The following is a 19,685-nucleotide window of genomic DNA, read 5'->3' as shown; positions in this document are numbered from 1 at the left end:
CGTTCTGAAATAAACAAGGAAGTTAAGCTCTCGCTTCGCTCGCCTTAACACGTTCGCACTAGGCTCGAAAAAACCTCGCCAAGTGCTCTCAGCCCTTTGTCCCCCCTCGGGCAACTCCTTCCATGATCTTATCTCTGAAAACGAGGAACAGGACAACGAGCGGCACAGATATTACAACTACTGCGGCCATCATTGCCGGCACGTTTTCTCTCCCAAATCCGTTTTCCCTGATCTCCTGAATTCCATTGGAAACCAGGAAGTAATTCTGATCATCAGTAATAAGCCTTGGCCATACATAAGAGTTCCAGCACTCAATGACCTTAAGGATAGTTATGGTAACTATCGTAGGCTTGGAAATCGGGATCATAACCCTGAAAAGATATCTGAAATCCGAAGTTCCGTCGACCTTTGCTGCTTTATATAGGTTTTCAGGTATCTGCTCAAAATTCTCTTTTAAAAGATATATGTAGAACACTGAAGTAACTGACGGTAGTATAAGTCCCGAGAAGGTGTTCCTCATATTTAAATTTGTGATAGTAACAAAGTTTGTGATGATAACAAGTTCATTTGGAATCATCATAAGAGAGAGGAAAAGAGAAAACAAAAGGTCTTTTCCCTTAAAATCAAGCCTTGCAAAGGCAAATGCCGAAAGCACCACAACAACCAGCATCATGCCTGTGGTAACAACCGTGAAGACAATAGTATTAAAGAAATACTTTGCCAGGGGAACTGCGGTAAAGGCTGTTACATAGTTCTCAACAGTGGGACTCAAAGCTATGAACTTTGGAACATATTCAGAATTGTATGAGCTGTAGCTTTTTATGGAAGTAAGTATCATCCAGTAAAAAGGAAACAGCACTATGATAGCCCAAATTGAAAGAAGGGCATAAATTATCACATTTCTGGTTTTATTTTTCATTGATAGTACACCGTCTTTCTACTAACCATGAGATTTATGGTTGTAATTGTAAATACTATGGCAAAAAGAATGAGCGCCGCAGCTGATGCATATGATGGATAGCCACCGCTGTTTCCATAGAGCATGTCATATACATAGCCCACTATTGTGTTCATTCCTGCAGCATTAAGGTCGGTTCCAAAAAGAGCTACCTCATCGCTGTATGCCTTGAAAGCACCGATAAAACCTGTTATTACCAGATAGAAAACCATAGGGGATATCATAGGAAGTGTAATCTTGTAGAAAATTCTCCACTTTGGCGTGTCATCAACAACTGCTGCCTTGTAGTACATCTCATTTACTGATGCGAGAGCACTTGTGAGGATCAATATCTTAAAGGGCATTACGATCCATATTGTGTAAAAGCACATAACAAACATCTTTGCTGCGTAAGGACCATCAATAAAGTCAACAGATGGGCCTCCAAAAAACTGTATCAGGATGGATATAAGTCCGTCGGAATAAGCAGTCTTTTTAAAGAGGATCATAAATACCAGGCCTACCGCCAGAGTGTTGGTAACGTAGGGAAGGAAATAAACTGTCTGAAAGAAATCCCTCAAAGCCTTTATCTGACTAAGTTCAAGGGATATTAAAAGAGCGATTCCGGTAGAAAGCGGAACCGTAATTATGACTATGATAAAAGTATTCTTCAGAGCCTGGATAAAAAACGGGTCGTGGAGTACATATGAATAGTTGTAGAGTCCTGTTCCCCAGAAGCTCTGCGATGCAAAATTATAGCCTTCTTCAAATGAATAGACCAATACATCAAATAAAGGGTAAACCATAAATATACCCAAAAACAAAATTGCAGGCAAAAGACAAAGCCATGCAGTCAGGTTTTTCTTCATAGCCTTATCCTCTCTTCTGAACTTCCATCAAAAATAAATACTTTGTTTGGTTTAAGTGAAAATCTGACTTTGCCGTCATCAATCTTAACTTCATCGTCAGATGAGATTATTCCTCTTATCTTTTCACCTGTAAAATCAGGATGTGAAACAATAAGACTTGTATCTCTGCCCATTATCTCCCGGTTCACATAATCACAGGCAAAAGGTCCATTCTCATCAAGGATAAATCCTTCAGGTCTTATGGCAACATAGACGTCACCATCTTTTACGCCCTTTGCATCAAGAACAGGGGCCTCTCCAATATAAACCCTGCCCTCTTTGACCTTTCCTTTGAAAACATTTATCTGAGGTGTTCCAAGAAAGCTTGCGACAAAAAGGTTATCAGGATCATCATAAATATCCTGAGGTTTCCCCATCTGCTGCAGGACACCGGCCTTCATAACAACTATCATATCTGAAATACTCATGGCCTCTTCCTGATCATGGGTTACAAATACAGTTGTAATACCGGTCTCAAGCTGGATCCTCTTAAGCTCTTCTCTTGTCTGAAGCCTAAGTCTTGCATCAAGGTTTGAAAGGGGCTCATCAAGCAAAAGAACCTGCGGCATCTTTACAAGGGCTCTCGCAATAGCAACTCTCTGCTGCTGACCACCTGACATCTCGTTTGGACGTCTGTCCATTAGTTCTTCGATCTGAACAAGTTTTGCTGCCTCTTTTACCTTGGCATCCATTTCTTCCTTAGTCAGCTTCTTATCGCCTCTGAAGTTCTCAAGGGGGAATTTAATGTTTTCATAGACAGTAAGATGTGGATAAAGAGCATAGTTCTGGAATACAAGGCCGACGCCCCTCTTTTCAGGAGCAAGCTCTGTAACATCTCTCTCACCAAAGAAAATTTTTCCTTCCGAAGGTTTCTCAAGTCCACAAATAAGATTAAGAGCTGTACTTTTTCCACAGCCGGATGGTCCTAAAAGTCCGATGAGTTTGCCGTCAGGTATAGTAAAATCGAAGTCATTTACAGCAATTACATCGTCCTTTATTTTTTTGTTTCTGTTAGGAAATCTCTTAGTTAAGTGTTTTAAAACTATTTTCATAAATCTCCTCCTCCGCTTACATCTGATGTCTTACAACTTTATACTCATCGTTGTCCTGATAATAAGGGCACTCTGAGCGATTTCCGGACATCATGCGGTAGTAGTCATCTTCATCCATATTTACCATGCATGTATAGCATTCCCAGTCTTCATCGTATACATAATTGGCACATGTATCACAGATCATACAAAATCCTCTCTCATAGGGTTAAAGATATCCAAAAGAACTCCCTTTTCAAGGCAGACGCAGCCATGCTCAACACTGTTTGTCTTAAGCATTGTATCGCCGGCTTTAACAATTTTCTTTTCACCATCAATATTAAACTCAAATTTGCCGCTTACGACGTAAGTGATCTGAGTGTGTGGGTGATGATGAAGAGCTCCAATCGCGCCTTCTTCAAAAGTATTCTCAACGCACATAAGGTCTTTGCTGTAAGCAAGTACACGCCTTACCACACCATTTCCAAGGTCCTCTGCCTTTGCATCATCATGAAATACCCATCTTTCGTCTAGCATTAGTTTATCTCCTTTTTTAGAAATTCATTGCTTCTATATAATCACTGTCAAACTGATCCAGCTCTGCCAGCTGAATCACCTCAGAAATTTCAGTTATTCTTTTTATTTCCAAAAGAGCTTTTTCACCATCGCCCATAAGATCCTGCACCAGATATTTGATGCATCCCTTAAGAGAAGTGTTTCCCGCTGCTAAAGCTTTTGGCACCAATTCTTCAGGGAACATTTTGAGGTTCTTTATCCTGTCTATATCAATATGGGAGCCAAAGCCTCCTGAAATATAGACGCTGTCAGCATCACTTCCGTCTAAGATATTGACTATCCCCGAATAAATGGCAGCCTTGGCCAGCTGAACATTTCTGATATCACCTTGAGTTATGGTAATATCTTTTTCCCTGGTAAGAGGGTAGCCGCTGTCAAAATATTGGTCGCACAAAAGCCCCGTGTCATCCATAAGTCCGCACCTTAAGAGCTCTGCCACTGTTTCCAGGACTCCCGTTCCACAAAGACCTATAGGTTTGTCATTACCTATTATATCCAATTCGGGAAAAAAATCTCCTATATTTATATGTTTTATTGCGCCATTTATGGCAGGGACACCGCATGAAATCCCTCCACCCTCAAATACAGGGCCTGCTGCAGTTGATGTGGCATAAATCTTTGTACCGTCAAAATAAGCAATCTCGCCGTTTGTTCCAAGGTCTACCATAAGGCTCTTTTTGTCCGGGTCTTCTGCCATATCAAGGGCATATATCCCGGCTACTATGTCTGCCCCTACAAAGGCTGATATTCCGGGGAAAAGAATCACCTTATAGCCGGAAAGATCAGGGCTCAGCTCTTCTCCCGTAAAAACTTCAAGGTCAAGTGACTTTGGGCTATACGGGTATTTTCCAAGACCTGAAACGCTATAGCCTCTTAGAAGATGAAGCATTGTAGTGTTTCCTGCAATACAGATGGTGGTAACATCAGACTTTGCTTTCATCGAAAGCTCTTTTACCAGGCCACATATATCCTGGGTCACAAGCCTTTTTAAGTCATTGGCTGTCTCAGGATCAGATGCATTATCTATTCTGCTGATAACGTCCGCCCCGTACTTTCGCTGATGATTCACACATGATGCTGTGAGTGCCACTTCACCTGCCTGGTTTTTAAAGTCAAATCCCACAAGCGCCGCAGCGATAGTTGTCGTACCAAGATCAATGGCGATACCATAGGCGTCATATTTTTTATCTATGTCACCATCTATCACCTCGCTCTGAACATCTATCTGTTCGGCGTCAGAACATTTTCTTGTGCACTTATAGCAATTTCCCTTGCATCCATGGGCTTTATAGATATTTAGTTTTTTCTCGGAAATAAGTGTATTTTTCATCCACATAATTGTATCAGCATCAGTTATTTTGAGCAAAAAGAAATAGTATTTTGTTATGTTTTGTGCGAAAATAGTAAATGTCTATAAAATTATCAGACAACTATTGTTTTTCGTATGAAAGGAGAAAGTTATGGGGCTTATTCAGGCTGCACTTGTTGCAGGTGGTAATGTTTTAGCAGATCAGTGGAGGGAGTATTTTTATTGTCCGTCTCTTACAAACGACGTACTCCTTACAAAAGGTGAAAAGAAAGAAGGAAAAGGTTCAAATAAAAAGGGCTCTGAGAATGTTATTTCCAACGGCTCTATCATCGCTGTAAATGAAGGACAGTGTGCTGTTTTGGTTGATCAGGGGCAGATTACAGAAATCTGCGCAGAAGCAGGCGAATTCGTTTATGATACTTCAGCTGAACCTTCAGTTTTCTATGGCGACTTAGGCGAAAACATTGTAAACAGCTTTAAAGAATTTGCTAAACGTGTAGGTTTTGGCGGAAGTACTCCTAAAGACCAGAGAGTATATTTCTTTAATACAAAAGAGATCATCGGAAATAAGTATGGCACAGTTAATCCTGTTCCTTTCCGTGTTGTAGATACAAATATCGGACTTGACCTTGACGCAAGCATTAAGTGTCACGGTGAATACAGCTACAAGATAGTTGATCCTATCCTTTTCTATAAGAACATTTGTGGAAATGTGGAAGGTGAATACAGAAAAGATAAGCTTGATTCTCAGCTTAAGAGCGAGCTTCTTACAGCTCTTCAGCCTGCATTTGCCAAGATTTCTGCTATGGGAATCCGCTATAGTCAGCTTCCTGCTCACACAACAGAGATTGCTGATGCACTTAACGAAGTTCTTTCAGATAAGTGGACTAAGGTTTACGGAATAAAGATCTCAAGCTTTGGCGTAAGCTCAGTAGTAGCTTCTGAAGAAGATGAAAAGACAATCAAAGAGCTTCAGAGAGCAGGCGCATTAAGAAATCCTAATATGGCTGCTGCAACTATTGCCAGTGCTCAGGCTCAGGCTATGCAGGATGCTGCCAAGAACACAGCAACAGGTCCTATGATGGCATTTGCTGGTATGAACATGGCTGCGCAGGCTGGCGGAATGAACGCAAGTCAGCTCTTTAACATGGGAGCTCAGGCTCAGAATGCCGCTCCAGCTCCGGCTGCTGCCCCTGCATCTGATGCATGGACATGCTCATGCGGTGCTACTTCAACTGGAAACTTCTGCTCTAACTGCGGAAAGCCAAGACCAGCACTTAACTGGACATGTTCCTGCGGAGCTGTTAACACAGGAAACTTCTGCTCCAACTGTGGAACTCCAAGACCAGCAAACTAATTCTATGATCCATTAGAGGGAAATATGGCTTTACAAGAATATGAATGCCCCGCCTGTGGCGGGGCAATGGAATTTAATCCACATACTCAGAAATTAAAATGTCCTTATTGCGATTCAGAATTTGATGTAAAAGACTATGTTGCCAATCACAATTCTGAAAGTAGCGGAACTCCATCTGATACACAGGATGAAATGTTCATCTACTCCTGCGGATCCTGCGGAGGAGAAATACTTGCAACAGAGTCTCTTGGATCACTGAAATGCCCGTTTTGCAGCAACAATGTCGTTGTAAAGGAAAAATTCACAGGAGAATTTAAGCCTGACTACATCATTCCTTTTAAACTCACAAAAGACGATGCTGTAAAAACTTACACTGAGTATGTAAAGAAAAAAAGGCTTGTTCCAAAGGTCTTTTTAGAAAAAAATCACATTGATGAGATAAAGGGTGTCTATGTTCCCTTCTGGCTTTTTGATGCAACAGAGGAATACTCCGGCTCTTTTGAAGGAACAAAGGTAAGGACCTGGTCTGATTCTAAGTATATGTACACTGAGACCAAATACTATGACATCTCAAGATCAGGAAGCGAACAGTTCGAGAAAGTACCTGTGGATGGCTCCAAAGAAATGCCGGATGACCTTATGGAATCTCTTGAACCATTTGATCACACGACCATGGTTCCTTTTAACATGGGCTATCTTGCAGGATTTCTTGCCAATAAATACAATGTAACATCTGACGAATGCAAAGATAGAGCATTGCAGAGGATGTCTGCTTCTGCTACCGCAGATTTCAGGGCAACCATAAGCGGTTACAGTTCACTGCGGACTAAGCATGAGGACTGCAGCACCAGCAGCTCATCAAGCAAATATGCTCTCTATCCGGTCTACATTCTAAACACAACCTGGAATGACAAAAACTTCCTGTTTGCCATGAACGGTCAGACCGGTAAGTTTATAGGCAATCTTCCTATAAGCTTTACGCAGGCGCTCAAGTATTACATTCCTATTGGTTTTATCGCATCAATTATTTTTTACCTAATTTTGTATTCTACATTTTAAATTCAGAAAGATTGTTTAAGTATGAAAAAAATTAAGGGGTTTTTACTATTATCAATAACTCTTCTGATAATACCTTTATTTTGTATTACAGCACGGGCTGCTGACGAAGAGCTCTGGGACAGCTATGAAATTCCTTCCTCCAGGCAAAAAGAGCTTCTGCTTGATAAGGCAGATCTTTTAACTGATGGTGAAGAAACTGATCTGCTTGAGCTGCTTGAATCTGTCAGCCAAAAGAGGCAGTGCAACATTGTTGTTCTTACAGTAAACGATCACTCAGGCCCTGTTCAGGACTACGCGGATGACTATTTCGACTACAACGGCTTTGGAGCTGATTACAACGACAGCGGAATTCTGTTCATGCTCAGCATGTATGACAGAGAGTGGGCTATCAGCACTTCAGGAGAGGCAATTTATGCATTTACTGATTATGGCCAGGAAGAGCTTGTAGACAGTATGCTTCCATATCTTTCAGATGGAGACTATTATAGGGCATTCGAAACATATGTAAACATTTGTGATGATTACCTTGAAAGTTATGAGAATGGTTCCGCCATCGATGTAGATAACACATATCGCAGCAGAGGTAGCGGCATCAAACTGCTACTTATCAGCCTTCTGTGCGGATTTGGTTCGGCACTGATCCCTATCTTTTTTATGGGTTCCCAGCTTAAGACTGTTCACAGTAAGGCTAACGCCTCAGGTTATCAGTCACACCAGGGTCTTAACATGAGATCTCATGAAGACAGATACGTAACTACAAGAGTAACTCATACTCCTCTTCCAAAAGATAATGATTCATCAAGAAGTCACGGCTCAGGTGGCTCATCAATACATACATCAAGTTCAGGCCATTCGCATGGTGGAAGCCACGGTCATTTCTAAGAAATAAATTTTTTATCTTTTCTTTATTATCTGTATACTGTTCAAGAATTATCTCTTGGAAGTATACTATAAGTGTGATAATAGGAGAAGAATACGTGAGCGTATTAACCAGAGTAAGAACTGCTTTCCTATCGCTACTGGGCATAGCCTTAATTGTGCTCACAGTAGCGATTTTAGGAACATCAAAGTTTAATACTCCAAGCGAATTTGAGCTTGTCCAGCTGGATTCCGGCTGGACTATTTCTCGTGGCAGCGAATACCATTACATTGAGTCTTTAGTAAATTCTTACACGGGTCTTGCCAACAGAGGCGACAATATCGTAATCCGCACCAATCTCCCTGATCTTACTTCTTACACTGACGTGCCAATCGGCATCTGTTTCAGGAGTATTCTTTCTACTGTGGATGTTTATGTAGACAGCGCACTTGTATACTCATTTGGACATGACTATGTTGAGAAAGGCAAAATGGTTCCAAAGATCTACAATTTTGTTCCTCTTCCCAAAAATAGCAGTGGAAAAACTCTTCTAATACGTTTTACAGCACAGGAAAACAATGCTTTTTCCGGTTTTTCTCCGGTGTACCTTGGCACTTATAATGACATTTCAAACCAGCTTCTAGAGCCAAAACGCCTCTCTGTTGTAGTTGGTATCTTCCTTATGATGTTCGGATTTATCTTACTGATCATTTCTCCATTCATGCTTTTATCTTCAAGCAAAGATACAAGCATCCTTTTTAGCGCCACGACTTCCCTTGCCATGGGTATATATATCTTTTGTTTCAATGACTTGTTCTGGATTGTTTCTGATAATCCGTCTCTTTATACCTTCCTGGAATATTTTTCTCTTTTCATGATTCCGCCCAGTATTATCGGTTTTGTTCTCTTTAATGGAAAAGACCGAAATAAGAAAATTGTTACTTACGGATTTATGGGAAGCCTTCTGTTCGTTCTCACGGTTACAATGATGCATGTGTTCAACATCGCTCATATCTGTAATTTTGTTGTGTTATTCCATGTTACTGTCATTATTCAGGGTGTTTATATGGTAATAACCCTTAGTATGTCTTTGCGTAAACGTCTCATAGAAAAATCCGAGTTCCGTGGAGTTACCCTCTCCACTGTCTTCCTTGTAACAGGTCTTTTACTGTTTATGATCTGCGCGCAGGTAGATATTGTATTCTTTAATCTGCTCAAGTACTCTGCCGAAGGCGAGCAGTCAGCAACTATAAATTTTACAACTGTAGGTTCTCTGCTTTTTATGATATGTCTTTTTCTGAATTACTTTTATCATCGAATCGAGTACCTGAGCGAATCAAATGTAAAAGAAAAATTGGAAGGAATCGCTTATACTGACGCTCTAACAGGCATTGCCAACAGGGCAAGGTGTGAGCTCACTTTAGCAAAGCTCGACGGTAACTATACAATCATAAGTCTTGATCTTGATTATCTAAAATACACAAACGACAATTTCGGACACGCTGAAGGTGACCACCTTCTCAAAGGTTTTGCCGCTATTTTGAAAGAGAGTTTCACAGAAGCCCTCCTTATCGGAAGAATGGGCGGAGATGAATTTATAGTTGTTTTACCATACATTGATGAAGATCGCTGCGAGCGTGCCATCAAGTGTATGGTTGATTTAATGTGCTACAGAACAAGCAAAGAAGAACACATCAGATATTCCGCTTCCTGGGGCTATGCTACTAATAAAGAACTGACATTTAAAGCAGGTGCTACCGCTCAGGATGTTTATCTTTTAGCGGACACAAAAATGTACTCTATGAAAAACCAACACCACAATCAGTCCCTTGGAAGGCTCTATGATGATCTTCTAAAGAATTTCTCGCAGAAGGGAGGTAGCTCAAATGAAGCATAAACAGCATTTGATTCCTCTTATATGCGCGTTTTCAGTCCTTATTGCAATCGAGATCGTATGCCATATTTTCTTTTCATTTTCACCTAAATCTAAAATGGCACTTCTCGCAGATGGCTGGGAAATTGATATAAACGGTACCAAATATGAAGATCAGGAAATTAAGCAGTTTTATAAACTGTTATCTGCTCCTTTGGAGCGAGGGGATAAGCTAACTTTCAAGACTACTCTTCCGGATTTAGGCTTCCTTCCATTCCCGGCTATTATGTGGCGCAGCAAATACACAACAGTTGAATGTTATGTGGACGACCTTTTGGTCTATGAATATGCGCTTGATCTGTATGACTCAGTTTCTTTTATCGGTAAGCACTACAATTTCATCACACTTCCAAGAGAGTATCAGGGAAAAGAGCTGACTCTGAAGCTGACCGTATGTGAGCACAATGCTGCGAAAAATTATGAGGTTCCGCTATTTGGAAGTAATGAAGATTTAAAGGCAAAACTGATCCATGACAATATTGTAGTTATTGCAACAGGTGTATTCATGTTCATTTTCGGCATAACTTACCTGTTTATGTCACTTATTTTCTCTGCCGCTATTCCAAACAGTAAGGCCCAGATTCTGGAATCATTTCTATGTATGAATCTCGGCGCCTGGCTTTTGAGCTATTACAATCTGTTTTCACTTTTTTACAACACTCCATTGGAAACGCAGATTGAATTTTTCACGCTATATATGATAGTTCCGTATTTTTACCTGATACAGCTTTCTATACAGAAAATAACGCGAAAAGCAATGTTTTATGCTATAGCCATCATAAGCTGCATTATTCCTGCCTTTCAGTATTTGCTGCACTACGCTTTCAACATTCATCTGCGCACAACAAGGCCATTTTATTATGCCGACGCAATATTCGGTTTGGTAGTGACTATATGGTTTCTTAATAAAAACCTCAAAAAACATGATATTTCCAAGTCCGGAATGATACAGATGAATGGTATTACAGGTTTTGCGATTACTCTTTTTATCCATTTCCTGTCGTATCTTGGCGAGCTCTACAACATCAGAAGCTTGCATGTGCTTAATCGCACCATCATATGTTTTGGTTACCTTATACTCGTAGTTTCGATGTTGGCAAATTACCTTGTATTTATCACCTGGAACTATGCCCAGCGTCAGGAACATGACTCTTTGTCACACCTTGCCTATGCCGATGGTCTGACCAATCTTCCTAACAGAGCCAAGGCAGATAAAGAGCTTGAGGAGTTAAAAAATGAGACCAACGACTACTGCATCATCAGCATCGACCTTAATGGTCTAAAACTTGTAAATGATAAATTCGGTCATCCAACCGGTGACAAATACATCAAAGATTTTGCAAAGGTAATTTCTACTACTTTTGGTGAAAATGACTTCTGTGCCAGAATTGGCGGAGATGAATTTATTGCTATTGTTAAGAACTCTTCTACCAAGGACATTCCTTCAATGATCGACAGAATGATCAGCGCTCTGAATGTTATGAATGCGCTCTATTCTGAATACAAGAGAAGTGTAGCGACAGGATTTGCATTTCTTCATGAGTTTGAGGAAAACAACCCTCACGAAGTATATCTTTTGGCTGATCAAAGAATGTATGAGAATAAGAAGATCATGCACGAGCAGCTTGGTATTCATGCAAGACTGTAAAAAAAAACTGCGGAGGATTATGAATTCTTGAATGATGTATTCAAGATATTACACTCCTTCGCAGTTAAAATTTGGTATAAAGCTTTCGCTTGCAGTCTCTCCAACCTGGATAAAGCCATTGGTAAGCCCCATGTTTTCTGCATACTTTATGAGGCTGTGATATTCACTTCCACTGACTTTCCTGTCTATCTCAGGATAATCCTGTAATTCCCCATTTGGCGTAAACTGATTCATAAGACTAATGTATATACTATCTCCATATTTTTCATAGAGATATTTGATTATCATCTTGGCCTGGATAACTTTGCCGGGCATCAAAAGATGCCTTACGATAACGCCCTTCTTCATCAGGTGCTGGCCTTGTTCATCGTCCCAGAACAGGCACCCTGGCTGCTGCCTTACCATCTCATCTATTGCTGCCTTGGCAGCCTCTACATATCCCGGAGCTCTGCTGTATCTTATCGCATCTTCATTTTTGATGTACTTAAAATCCGGAAGGTAAATATCTATGAGACCTTCTAAGCTCTTTAAAGTCTCAACATTTATGTATGATGCTGTATTTAGCAAAAATGGGATTTTAAGCTTTTGGTCTTTGGCACATTCGATAGCTCTTTTCACTGTGGGGATGAACATATCAGCAGTTACAAGGTTGATGTTGTTTGCACCTTTTTCCTGTAATTCAAAGAAGATATCCACAAGCCTTTGTGGAGAGATGTATTTACCTACTTCTCCGCGACTGATCTTTTTGTTCTGGCAAAATACACAGCCCATATTGCAGCCTGAAAAGAAAACTGTCCCCGAACCGCTTGTGCCTGATATGCATGGTTCTTCCCACATATGAAGGGCGGCGCGACTCACGTGAAGCGTAGCTTTTTCTCTGCAAAAGCCTTGAGTACTTGTTCTGTCTACCCGGCAGTTTCTGGGACAAAGTGTGCAGGAGGTATATTCTTTAATTCTATTAAGATCCGACTCTATTATTGTTGATTTCATACTTTTTTGATTTATTACAGCGAAACAACCGAGCAGTAGTCTTTCCATATTTCATTTATATAGGCTTTATCGAGATGCTCTCCGATTATAATAATGGCATTTCTGCTGCTGGTAACCGGCTCTATCTTTATTTCTTTTTGCGTTGCATTTATTTCAACCTGCGCAGAATCTGAGGTTTTAACAAAGCCTTTTATTCTGATCACTTTTCCTGCTTTTTCATCATTAAGAAGCTTTGTGGCAGTTTCTTTTAAAAGCGTCTCTCCCATCTCCACATCAAAATAAAACAGTGGCTGATATTGAGAATCATCTATCTGCATCTTTGCATATGAGGAGCGGCGATATCCCGCATTTTCAATGGAGTCAAATTCATCCGGTGATAAACTATCAAAGGCTTTTGAATAAATGTCTTTTAACTGAAATCTGGCACTACAGCCATATTCTTCCATTGTTGCATTTATAAAAGCATGTATCTGATCGACATCTGTGGTTTCATCCACCTTGCTGATAAGGAGCTTTCCGGCCCATGCTATTTCTGACATAAACAAGTACTTTGATGTTCCTTCAAGAAGCAGTACTGATTCGGCGTCAACGATTGATATGACACTTCCAATCTCATACCATCTATCAAGAGGCTCATCATATAGCACATCAAAAAACTCATCAGCATCATAAATCCCCGATGGCTCAATGATCACTCTGTCGTATCCGCTCATTCCCATGGAAATGAGTTTGGTCCTAAAACGCCTTCTGTGAGCTTCTTTTCCGTCGCCTCCAACAATCATCTCAAGGTTACAATTATCCCCTAAAAGATCCTGAAGAAGAACCATGTCAATGTTTACTGCACCATAATCATTCTCAATTATGCAGATTTTTTCTCCCTTTGACATTAGGTATTTTGCGTATTCTCTTATGAATGTTGTTTTACCCGATCCAAGAAATCCGGTTATCAGATCTATTTTTACCATAGCTTTATCCCGATTATTCCGTACATACATCAGCAAAGGTGTATCTTACAACCTTCTCAATATCTTTTACCGCAACTTCCACCTGGTAGCCAACTTTTCCGGCTGAAAAGAATATTTCCTCATAGTTTGATGCACTTTCATGGATAACCGTAGGGAAGGACTTTTTCATACCTATAGGTGAGCATCCACCATGAACGTATCCTGTAAGCGGGAGCAGTTCTTTTTGAGGTATCATGGAAACTGACTTCTCTGATACTGCTTTCGCAGCTTTTTTAAGGTCAAGCTCCGCTTTTACCGGAATAACAAAAACATAGTACTGACCTGTTTTTCCCTGGGTTACAAGGGTTTTAAAAACCTTATCAGCGTCTTCTCCAAGTATCCCGGCTATTTCTTCTCCGCTAAGCCTTGCATCAGGCTCGTACATGTGACTTTTATAGGATATCTTTTTCCCATCAAGAACTCTCATTACATTTGTTTTATCGTCTTTGGCCATTAAATATCATCTCCAATTTCTCATTCAATTAGATCCAGATTCCCAGAAGCATCGATTCTAATCTCCATGTCAGCTCTTTTGCTGTGTTCGAGGCAGATCTTCACATTTGCCATATCGCTAAAATCCACAAACTTTTCAGCTTTCTCTCTTTTATTGCCGCTGGCTGTTTTTCTGTCGATCAGCCTTTTGCGAAGCATCTGGGGTTCTGCTGTCATTGAAATAGTATAGTCCGCATACTCAGAAATGTCACGCCAGCCATCATCATCAAGTAGAAGGTAATTGCCCTCAAGAAGAACTATATCGCCATCTATAGTGATTGCATCTTCAACCGGATTATGGAGCATTCTGTTGTACTCAGGCCACTTACATACAGCATTTTCTTTTAATTCTATGATTTTGTTTTTTAGCGCTTCAAGATCAAAGGTTATAGGTGCTCCCTTTATGTCAACCATAGGAATTTCTTTTCCATCAACTATAGTTGTATGAGAAGTTAAATACTCCTGCCTTCTATGGAATCCATCCATTCCCACTGCCTGTACCTTTTTGGTTGGGATGAGTTCTTTTGCCATGTATTCAAGGAAACTGACAAATGTACTCTTTCCTGCCCCTGGAGGCGCAGCAAGCATCACAAGGATGCGTCTTTTTTCTGAATCATGCAGGTCAGCCATATACTTTAAAAGCGGCTTTACTATCTCTTCTATCGTCTCATCGCTATATGCAGCATCAACATCTATTCCGTTAATGTTTACGTTATATTCCATGATATTTCCTCATCTATATATTAATATCTGAACTTTTTCTTTTCTAACATTTTTATTTTTACTATCATAATTAGTAAACAATAAACCGCCAAGTGCATACATATCAGCATCATCTCTCTTGGTTCAAAATAACTATTGCTTCCCACAGATTTGAGCCCATCAGTGATAGGCGGGAGTACAAAGTTCAAAATACTAAATGCTGATGAACAATCAATAAGTCCCTCCTTAGAGACTGCAAGCATGGAAATCGCTATTGCTCCTATTATCGCATCCCTTCTCTTTCTAAGAATTCTTGGGTGAAAAAAATCTCCTGTCATCATACCCCCGAGTCCACACATGAAAATATGTACCCCTCCACATGAAATATCTGCAAGTTCCATCTGCCTGTTAAATCTGCCATTATCCATCAAAAACAATATCGTAGGCACTAATGTCAGCACAAGTGTATAGCATAAATCCAATGTAATTAATAACAGTTCGCGCGAAAAGTAATAGCTATGAATGTCCAAACAATGCAGGAATAGCGTTTCTTCATATATATCATTCTCTTCACCATTCAAGTATATAGACAGAAACAGACATATAAAGTATATGAAAAGCGCAGACAGTAAAAAACTACTACATATACCATGCGGTGCTACAGAATACATTGCTCCGAGAAAAATCAGAGTGACAACTGTAGGAATCGTTAATGTAGAGCTTTTCTTCAGCATTTTTAACCTTAATCTATATATTTCAATCAAGTTTCTCAATCCCAACAATTTCCCAACCCTCATCGTATAGTTTTAGCACCATTTCCTTTAACACTGCTTCCTTTACCGTAATTTCATACCTATCACCATTACTTTTCATACCAAGCCAAGCTTGTAGCTTGGGGCATTTTCTAACATAGACCAAATATTGTAACTCTCCTGGGTTCTTTACTTCCATGAGTTTTCCTTTATCTATCGTATAGACCTTGTCAGACAACTCATTTATCAGCATCTTCTCATGACAAGCCATGAAGATCGTAACTCCCTTGTTCCTCAATTCATTCATTTTTGTTATAAACATTTTCTGAGAGTCTGCATCCTGACCTGAAAGAGGTTCATCAAGAAAAATCACATCCCTCGGTGCAAGAATAGCCTGAATAACTCCTACTTTTTGAAGGCTTCCCTTTGATAGTTTGTTTAATCTTGTTTTGATCATGGATTCCAAGTAGAATTCACTGATCAGTTCATTCACTAGCGAAAAATCCACTCTTTCTATCCTGGCAATGCCTTGAAGATAATCAATCATTGATATTTCCATACCTGGAAACTTTTCAGGTACATAAGCGAATTTAAGTTTCTTTTGATACACTATTTTCCCAGAGCTTAACGAAACAATGCTAGCTAATAGCTTAAGCATTGTACTTTTGCCACATCCATTATGTCCACATAATGCTATGGATTCTCCTTTGGCAAATTCATGTGAAATATTATTTATCACATACTTACCATCATATACCTTTGAGGCATTTTCAAGTGTAATTACTTTTTTGTTTAGACTCATAATTATTCTATGCCTTTAAATCATAATTATCTGGCTGCAACAAACATAAAAAATGCAAACTCTCATTTTTGGAGCTACATTCTCATGCTGTTATGTTTACCAATTCAAACTCTTCACAAATAACCTTTGCCTCTTCACTAAAAGGCATATTAATCGTTTCAAGTTCGCTCTCTAAGAATTCCTTATGAACCTGACGCCAGTATTCGAGACTCCTATCGCCTTCGCCCTCTTTATATGCGTGCTCTGCAGTTACATCCTTAAAAGGACAAATTGTAATCTTAGTTGTACGCACAATACAAACTGCATTGTCATTAGAATCAAGAATAATGCTGTACTCTCCAACCTTTGGAATTGGTTCATTTTCTACTGCATACATGTCGTAGGATGAACATGTTGCTGTTTTTGTTCCTTCGCACACAAGTGCTGCCAATTTATCTGGGGCATCAGAAAATGCCCACGCTTCGTATTCTCCTGATAATCCTGATTGTTTCCATAATTGTTCTGCTGTCATTTTTATCCCTTCTTAACTCTTACAGATTATTCGAACCTATTTCTATTCATTATTACATATTACTCCTTATTTTTTACTGACCATAATACAATTGCCACTAATGCGCCTACTATAATGGTAATAATCCCCTGTTCTCCACTGAGATATGGGACGTTTGCATTTGTACTAAGCGGCTGTAAATATGACTGGTCAACCAAATTGTGTGAAGCGTGTAATATAATTGCTGGAATAACACTGCCGCTAGAATTTCGTGACCAGCAAAATATCATTGTCAAAATCATTACTTCTATAAAGAAGCTAATTAGTCCATATATTATATTCACACTTGCCTGATATTGTCCGCTAAGAATTATAGGCATGTGCCATACCGCCCATATACTACCATTTATCAGAATAGCTTTTTTGGTTCCATATAAACGGGCCAGGATCGGGAATGCATAGCCTCTCCATCCCAGCTCTTCTCCTGCTGCAGTCACCATACTAAGAATCAGCATTGGAATAAATGCTATAAAAAGGACGCATATTCCCGGAATATCAAATGCGATTCCATTAGTAAATCTTTGCGCCAATTCATCAACACCTATTGTCGGGTCCTTCAAAATTGCCCATGAAAGCATATAAGAAGGTATAAGGTAAGCATTTGGAATCAGTATGGCCAACAGCAAATAACGTGGCTTAAACTTTTTCACTCCCAACGCATGTGCTTTAGGATAAAAGACTCTGCTACATATGATTCCGACAATTCCCGGAACCCACATGAGTATCAAAATAGTAGCCCTACATCCTGTAATTATTGTGATTCCTTCTACCACTGCACTTATTAGTAAGGTAATCACATAAAAAACAACAATACTTTTCTTGTCATTATTTGCTTCTATCATTAAAAACCTCTTTTATAAAATCATTCACATCATCTGACATCTCTTTTGCCTTTGTCCAATGCATATAATGCGAAGCATCATATGTTATGACAGATTGAATATCTGGATTCGTTATATAGGTTTCATATAGACTCTTGCTTGTTTTGCCATCATCACGTTGCTCTTTATCTGCATCATTGGTCGTAAAGAACAAAATTGGCATTGAATCAGGGTATTTCAAATCAAATGTTGCTTTTATTTTATTATCCAGATCATTATATTGCTCAATAACGTTTTTATTGGCTTCTATTCTGGCTGAAATTATTCTCTGCTCTTGCAGATTTTCTTCACTATACAGATTTGAACTATTATCTGATACAAACTGATTCTCATTCATCATTTGTAAAAGTCTTGTAAGTCCCGTTATTCTCATCAAATCCATAGCCATCGGCATATCCGCAGGGACTTCTTCTCCAAAATAGGATAACATAGCTGGCATTGTGCAATCTATGCCAACTACAGCCTCAACATATTCCGGATACTTGTTTGCAAAATAAATACTATCAAGCCCATATACTGAGTGTGCCATAAAGATATAAGGACCTTCTACGCCTGAAGCATCCAAGGCCTGTTTCAGTTCCTCACATTCATTTTCAATTGTTCTGGGCTTATCAGTAATATCACTGTAACCATATCCAAATGGCTCATATGTAATAACTCGATTATTTTTTGCAAGCTCATCTGCCAAAGGCTCAAAATCATATATTGGAGAAGTAGTTCCAAGACCAGGAAGCAGCACAATTGTATGCTCCCCTTCTCCTTGAATTTGCATGCTAATTCTTTTTCCACCCACTTCAACAAAACTGAATTGAGATGGATGATTTTTTTCCTCATCAATACAAGTAACTCTGTGATATATAAAAAACAAAACGCAGATAAACAATATCACAGCAATTACAATGCCAATTACTTTTAATATTCTATTTATAATTTTTTTCACACTAATACTCCGTTATCAGTTTTTATCCAGCAGGCCAAAATTCCTCAATAAACACTATCTCACCTGCCTCATTTCCTGTAACACGTAACTCCCCCGTACCATGCCACGAGTCTGTACTCATTCCCCACTCTCTTTCAGCAAAATTACCGTAATCAGACTTTATATCCTCTGATAGAAAAGTCTTAAAATCAACAGTGTCATATGTAAGGTCGTTATCTTTAACGGACTTTATATATTCTATCTTTGCATTTGCTGCTATTTTCACTTTAACCTGCTCATTGAATTCATGATAATCATAATCCTGTGTGTATTCCCCAGGCTCTTCTTCATCCTCTACACAAGCAAAGATATTTCCTTTACTATCCTTGCATGATTCGTCAAAGCATATTGTCAAAGAATCATTGCTCTTGGCTTCATCAACAGAATCATAGCAGCTATCTACAAAAAATTTTTTACCGTCTTGAATCTGCACACATTTAAAATCCCCCCATTCATAGGCAAGATGATCAATCTTTGGCAATTCGCATCCAACCTCGATGCTTGAAAACACCTCTTTAGTGATTACGACTGGTATCCTAACGTATGCAAAATCAAATGTACCTGTAAAGCTTCCGTCTTCGTTTTCCTCAATAGTAGAAGTATCCCATTTAAAGTGGTAGTCACAATCAGGATCAATCTTTAGAAGACCGCCATCTAAAGTTGTAAGCTTCTGAACATCATAGAGTTGATTTTCATTATCGACGTTTCCGACCCCTACATTTTCTTCAATTGTAACCTGCTCCGATTGAACAGTATTATCTGCTGCAGCTTGACCAGCTTCCGTTTCATTTGATATTTTTACCCCTTCAGCATTACTTTCTGATGCCGTGCATCCAACTAGTGATAATAAAATGCAGCCCATAAGCAATAAATTTACTATTCTTTTCATTTCAACCTCCATAACTTATTTTCACGA

Annotated in this window: 21 protein-coding genes; 5 read left to right on the top strand and 16 right to left on the bottom strand. The window is 39.4% G+C overall.

Translation table 11 applies throughout. From position 1 onward, the window contains the following. Positions 1-88 precede the first annotated feature (88 nt). Genes C4S54_RS14205 through C4S54_RS14185 form a run of 6 tightly spaced genes read right to left on the bottom strand, consistent with a single transcriptional unit; the run spans position 89 to position 4,788 of the window. The gene (locus tag C4S54_RS14205; protein WP_022775764.1) at positions 89-919 is read right to left on the bottom strand and encodes a carbohydrate ABC transporter permease; all 831 of its coding nucleotides are present in this window, start codon (positions 917-919) and stop codon (positions 89-91) included. Next, entirely contained in the window at positions 916-1,806 is an 891-nt protein-coding gene (locus C4S54_RS14200) for a carbohydrate ABC transporter permease (protein ID WP_022775762.1), read from the bottom strand. The genes C4S54_RS14205 and C4S54_RS14200 overlap by 4 nt, the downstream gene beginning before the upstream one ends. After that, on the bottom strand, positions 1,803-2,897 hold the full coding sequence (locus C4S54_RS14195; protein ID WP_103870102.1) for an ABC transporter ATP-binding protein: 1,095 nt from the start codon (positions 2,895-2,897) through the stop codon (positions 1,803-1,805). Before C4S54_RS14195 ends, C4S54_RS14200 begins: the two co-directional genes overlap by 4 nt. Before the next feature lie 16 nt (positions 2,898-2,913). Then, positions 2,914-3,084: a DUF6472 family protein gene (locus C4S54_RS16145; protein WP_022775759.1), complete on the bottom strand. Its 171-nt coding sequence runs from the start codon at positions 3,082-3,084 to the stop codon at positions 2,914-2,916. Continuing rightward, a complete protein-coding gene (locus C4S54_RS14190; protein WP_022775758.1) occupies positions 3,081-3,413 on the bottom strand; it encodes a cupin domain-containing protein in 333 nt (110 codons plus the stop codon). Before C4S54_RS14190 ends, C4S54_RS16145 begins: the two co-directional genes overlap by 4 nt. Positions 3,414-3,429: 16 nt before the next feature. After that, positions 3,430-4,788 (bottom strand): ASKHA domain-containing protein, encoded by a 1,359-nt coding sequence (locus C4S54_RS14185; RefSeq protein ID WP_103870101.1) that lies wholly within the window; start codon positions 4,786-4,788, stop codon positions 3,430-3,432. 124 nt (positions 4,789-4,912) lie between these two features. Between C4S54_RS14185 and C4S54_RS14180 the strand changes: the two genes are divergently transcribed. The 5 genes from C4S54_RS14180 to C4S54_RS14160 all read left to right on the top strand — a co-directional run bounded on the left by C4S54_RS14180 (position 4,913) and on the right by C4S54_RS14160 (position 11,617). After that, on the top strand, positions 4,913-6,118 hold the full coding sequence (locus C4S54_RS14180) for an SPFH domain-containing protein (RefSeq protein ID WP_103870100.1): 1,206 nt from the start codon (positions 4,913-4,915) through the stop codon (positions 6,116-6,118). Between the two features lie 24 nt (positions 6,119-6,142). Further along, positions 6,143-7,177, top strand: a complete 1,035-nt coding sequence (locus tag C4S54_RS14175; protein WP_103870099.1) for a hypothetical protein — start codon at positions 6,143-6,145, stop codon at positions 7,175-7,177. A gap of 21 nt (positions 7,178-7,198) precedes the next feature. Beyond that, positions 7,199-8,059 (top strand): TPM domain-containing protein, encoded by an 861-nt coding sequence (locus C4S54_RS14170; protein ID WP_103870098.1) that lies wholly within the window; start codon positions 7,199-7,201, stop codon positions 8,057-8,059. 95 nt (positions 8,060-8,154) lie between these two features. Beyond that, complete coding sequence (locus tag C4S54_RS14165; RefSeq protein ID WP_103870097.1) at positions 8,155-9,933, top strand: GGDEF domain-containing protein; 1,779 nt, start codon at positions 8,155-8,157, stop codon at positions 9,931-9,933. Beyond that, entirely contained in the window at positions 9,923-11,617 is a 1,695-nt protein-coding gene (locus C4S54_RS14160) for a GGDEF domain-containing protein (RefSeq protein WP_103870096.1), read from the top strand. The genes C4S54_RS14165 and C4S54_RS14160 overlap by 11 nt, the downstream gene beginning before the upstream one ends. A gap of 48 nt (positions 11,618-11,665) precedes the next feature. On the opposite strand, the gene C4S54_RS14155 is transcribed toward C4S54_RS14160, so the two are convergent. The 10 genes from C4S54_RS14155 to C4S54_RS14110 all read right to left on the bottom strand — a co-directional run bounded on the left by C4S54_RS14155 (position 11,666) and on the right by C4S54_RS14110 (position 19,658). Beyond that, the gene (locus C4S54_RS14155; RefSeq protein WP_103870120.1) at positions 11,666-12,607 is read right to left on the bottom strand and encodes a radical SAM protein; all 942 of its coding nucleotides are present in this window, start codon (positions 12,605-12,607) and stop codon (positions 11,666-11,668) included. A 14-nt stretch (positions 12,608-12,621) separates the two neighbouring features. Continuing rightward, complete coding sequence (locus C4S54_RS14150; RefSeq protein ID WP_103870095.1) at positions 12,622-13,572, bottom strand: GTP-binding protein; 951 nt, start codon at positions 13,570-13,572, stop codon at positions 12,622-12,624. A 13-nt stretch (positions 13,573-13,585) separates the two neighbouring features. Beyond that, the gene (gene ybaK / locus C4S54_RS14145) at positions 13,586-14,065 is read right to left on the bottom strand and encodes a Cys-tRNA(Pro) deacylase (protein ID WP_022775745.1); all 480 of its coding nucleotides are present in this window, start codon (positions 14,063-14,065) and stop codon (positions 13,586-13,588) included. 20 nt (positions 14,066-14,085) lie between these two features. Next, positions 14,086-14,826: a nucleoside/nucleotide kinase family protein gene (locus C4S54_RS14140; RefSeq protein ID WP_103870094.1), complete on the bottom strand. Its 741-nt coding sequence runs from the start codon at positions 14,824-14,826 to the stop codon at positions 14,086-14,088. Positions 14,827-14,846: 20 nt separating this feature from the next. Then, a complete protein-coding gene (locus tag C4S54_RS15885; protein ID WP_146060002.1) occupies positions 14,847-15,233 on the bottom strand; it encodes a hypothetical protein in 387 nt (128 codons plus the stop codon). 328 nt (positions 15,234-15,561) lie between these two features. Next, positions 15,562-16,359, bottom strand: a complete 798-nt coding sequence (locus C4S54_RS14130; protein WP_103870092.1) for an ATP-binding cassette domain-containing protein — start codon at positions 16,357-16,359, stop codon at positions 15,562-15,564. Between the two features lie 82 nt (positions 16,360-16,441). Next, complete coding sequence (locus tag C4S54_RS14125) at positions 16,442-16,870, bottom strand: ASCH domain-containing protein (protein WP_103870091.1); 429 nt, start codon at positions 16,868-16,870, stop codon at positions 16,442-16,444. 59 nt (positions 16,871-16,929) lie between these two features. Next, a complete protein-coding gene (locus C4S54_RS14120) occupies positions 16,930-17,751 on the bottom strand; it encodes a CPBP family intramembrane glutamic endopeptidase (RefSeq protein ID WP_103870090.1) in 822 nt (273 codons plus the stop codon). Continuing rightward, on the bottom strand, positions 17,735-18,730 hold the full coding sequence (locus tag C4S54_RS14115; protein WP_103870089.1) for an alpha/beta hydrolase: 996 nt from the start codon (positions 18,728-18,730) through the stop codon (positions 17,735-17,737). Before C4S54_RS14115 ends, C4S54_RS14120 begins: the two co-directional genes overlap by 17 nt. A 22-nt stretch (positions 18,731-18,752) precedes the next feature. Then, complete coding sequence (locus C4S54_RS14110) at positions 18,753-19,658, bottom strand: hypothetical protein (RefSeq protein ID WP_103870088.1); 906 nt, start codon at positions 19,656-19,658, stop codon at positions 18,753-18,755. Positions 19,659-19,685 lie beyond the last annotated feature (27 nt).

It is taken from the genome of Butyrivibrio sp. Su6, from assembly GCF_900108105.1.
Taxonomy (GTDB): Bacteria; Bacillota; Clostridia; order Lachnospirales; family Lachnospiraceae; genus Butyrivibrio.
The sequence above is the reverse complement of the archived record's forward strand: the minus strand, read 5'-3'. Positions and strand labels throughout refer to the sequence as shown.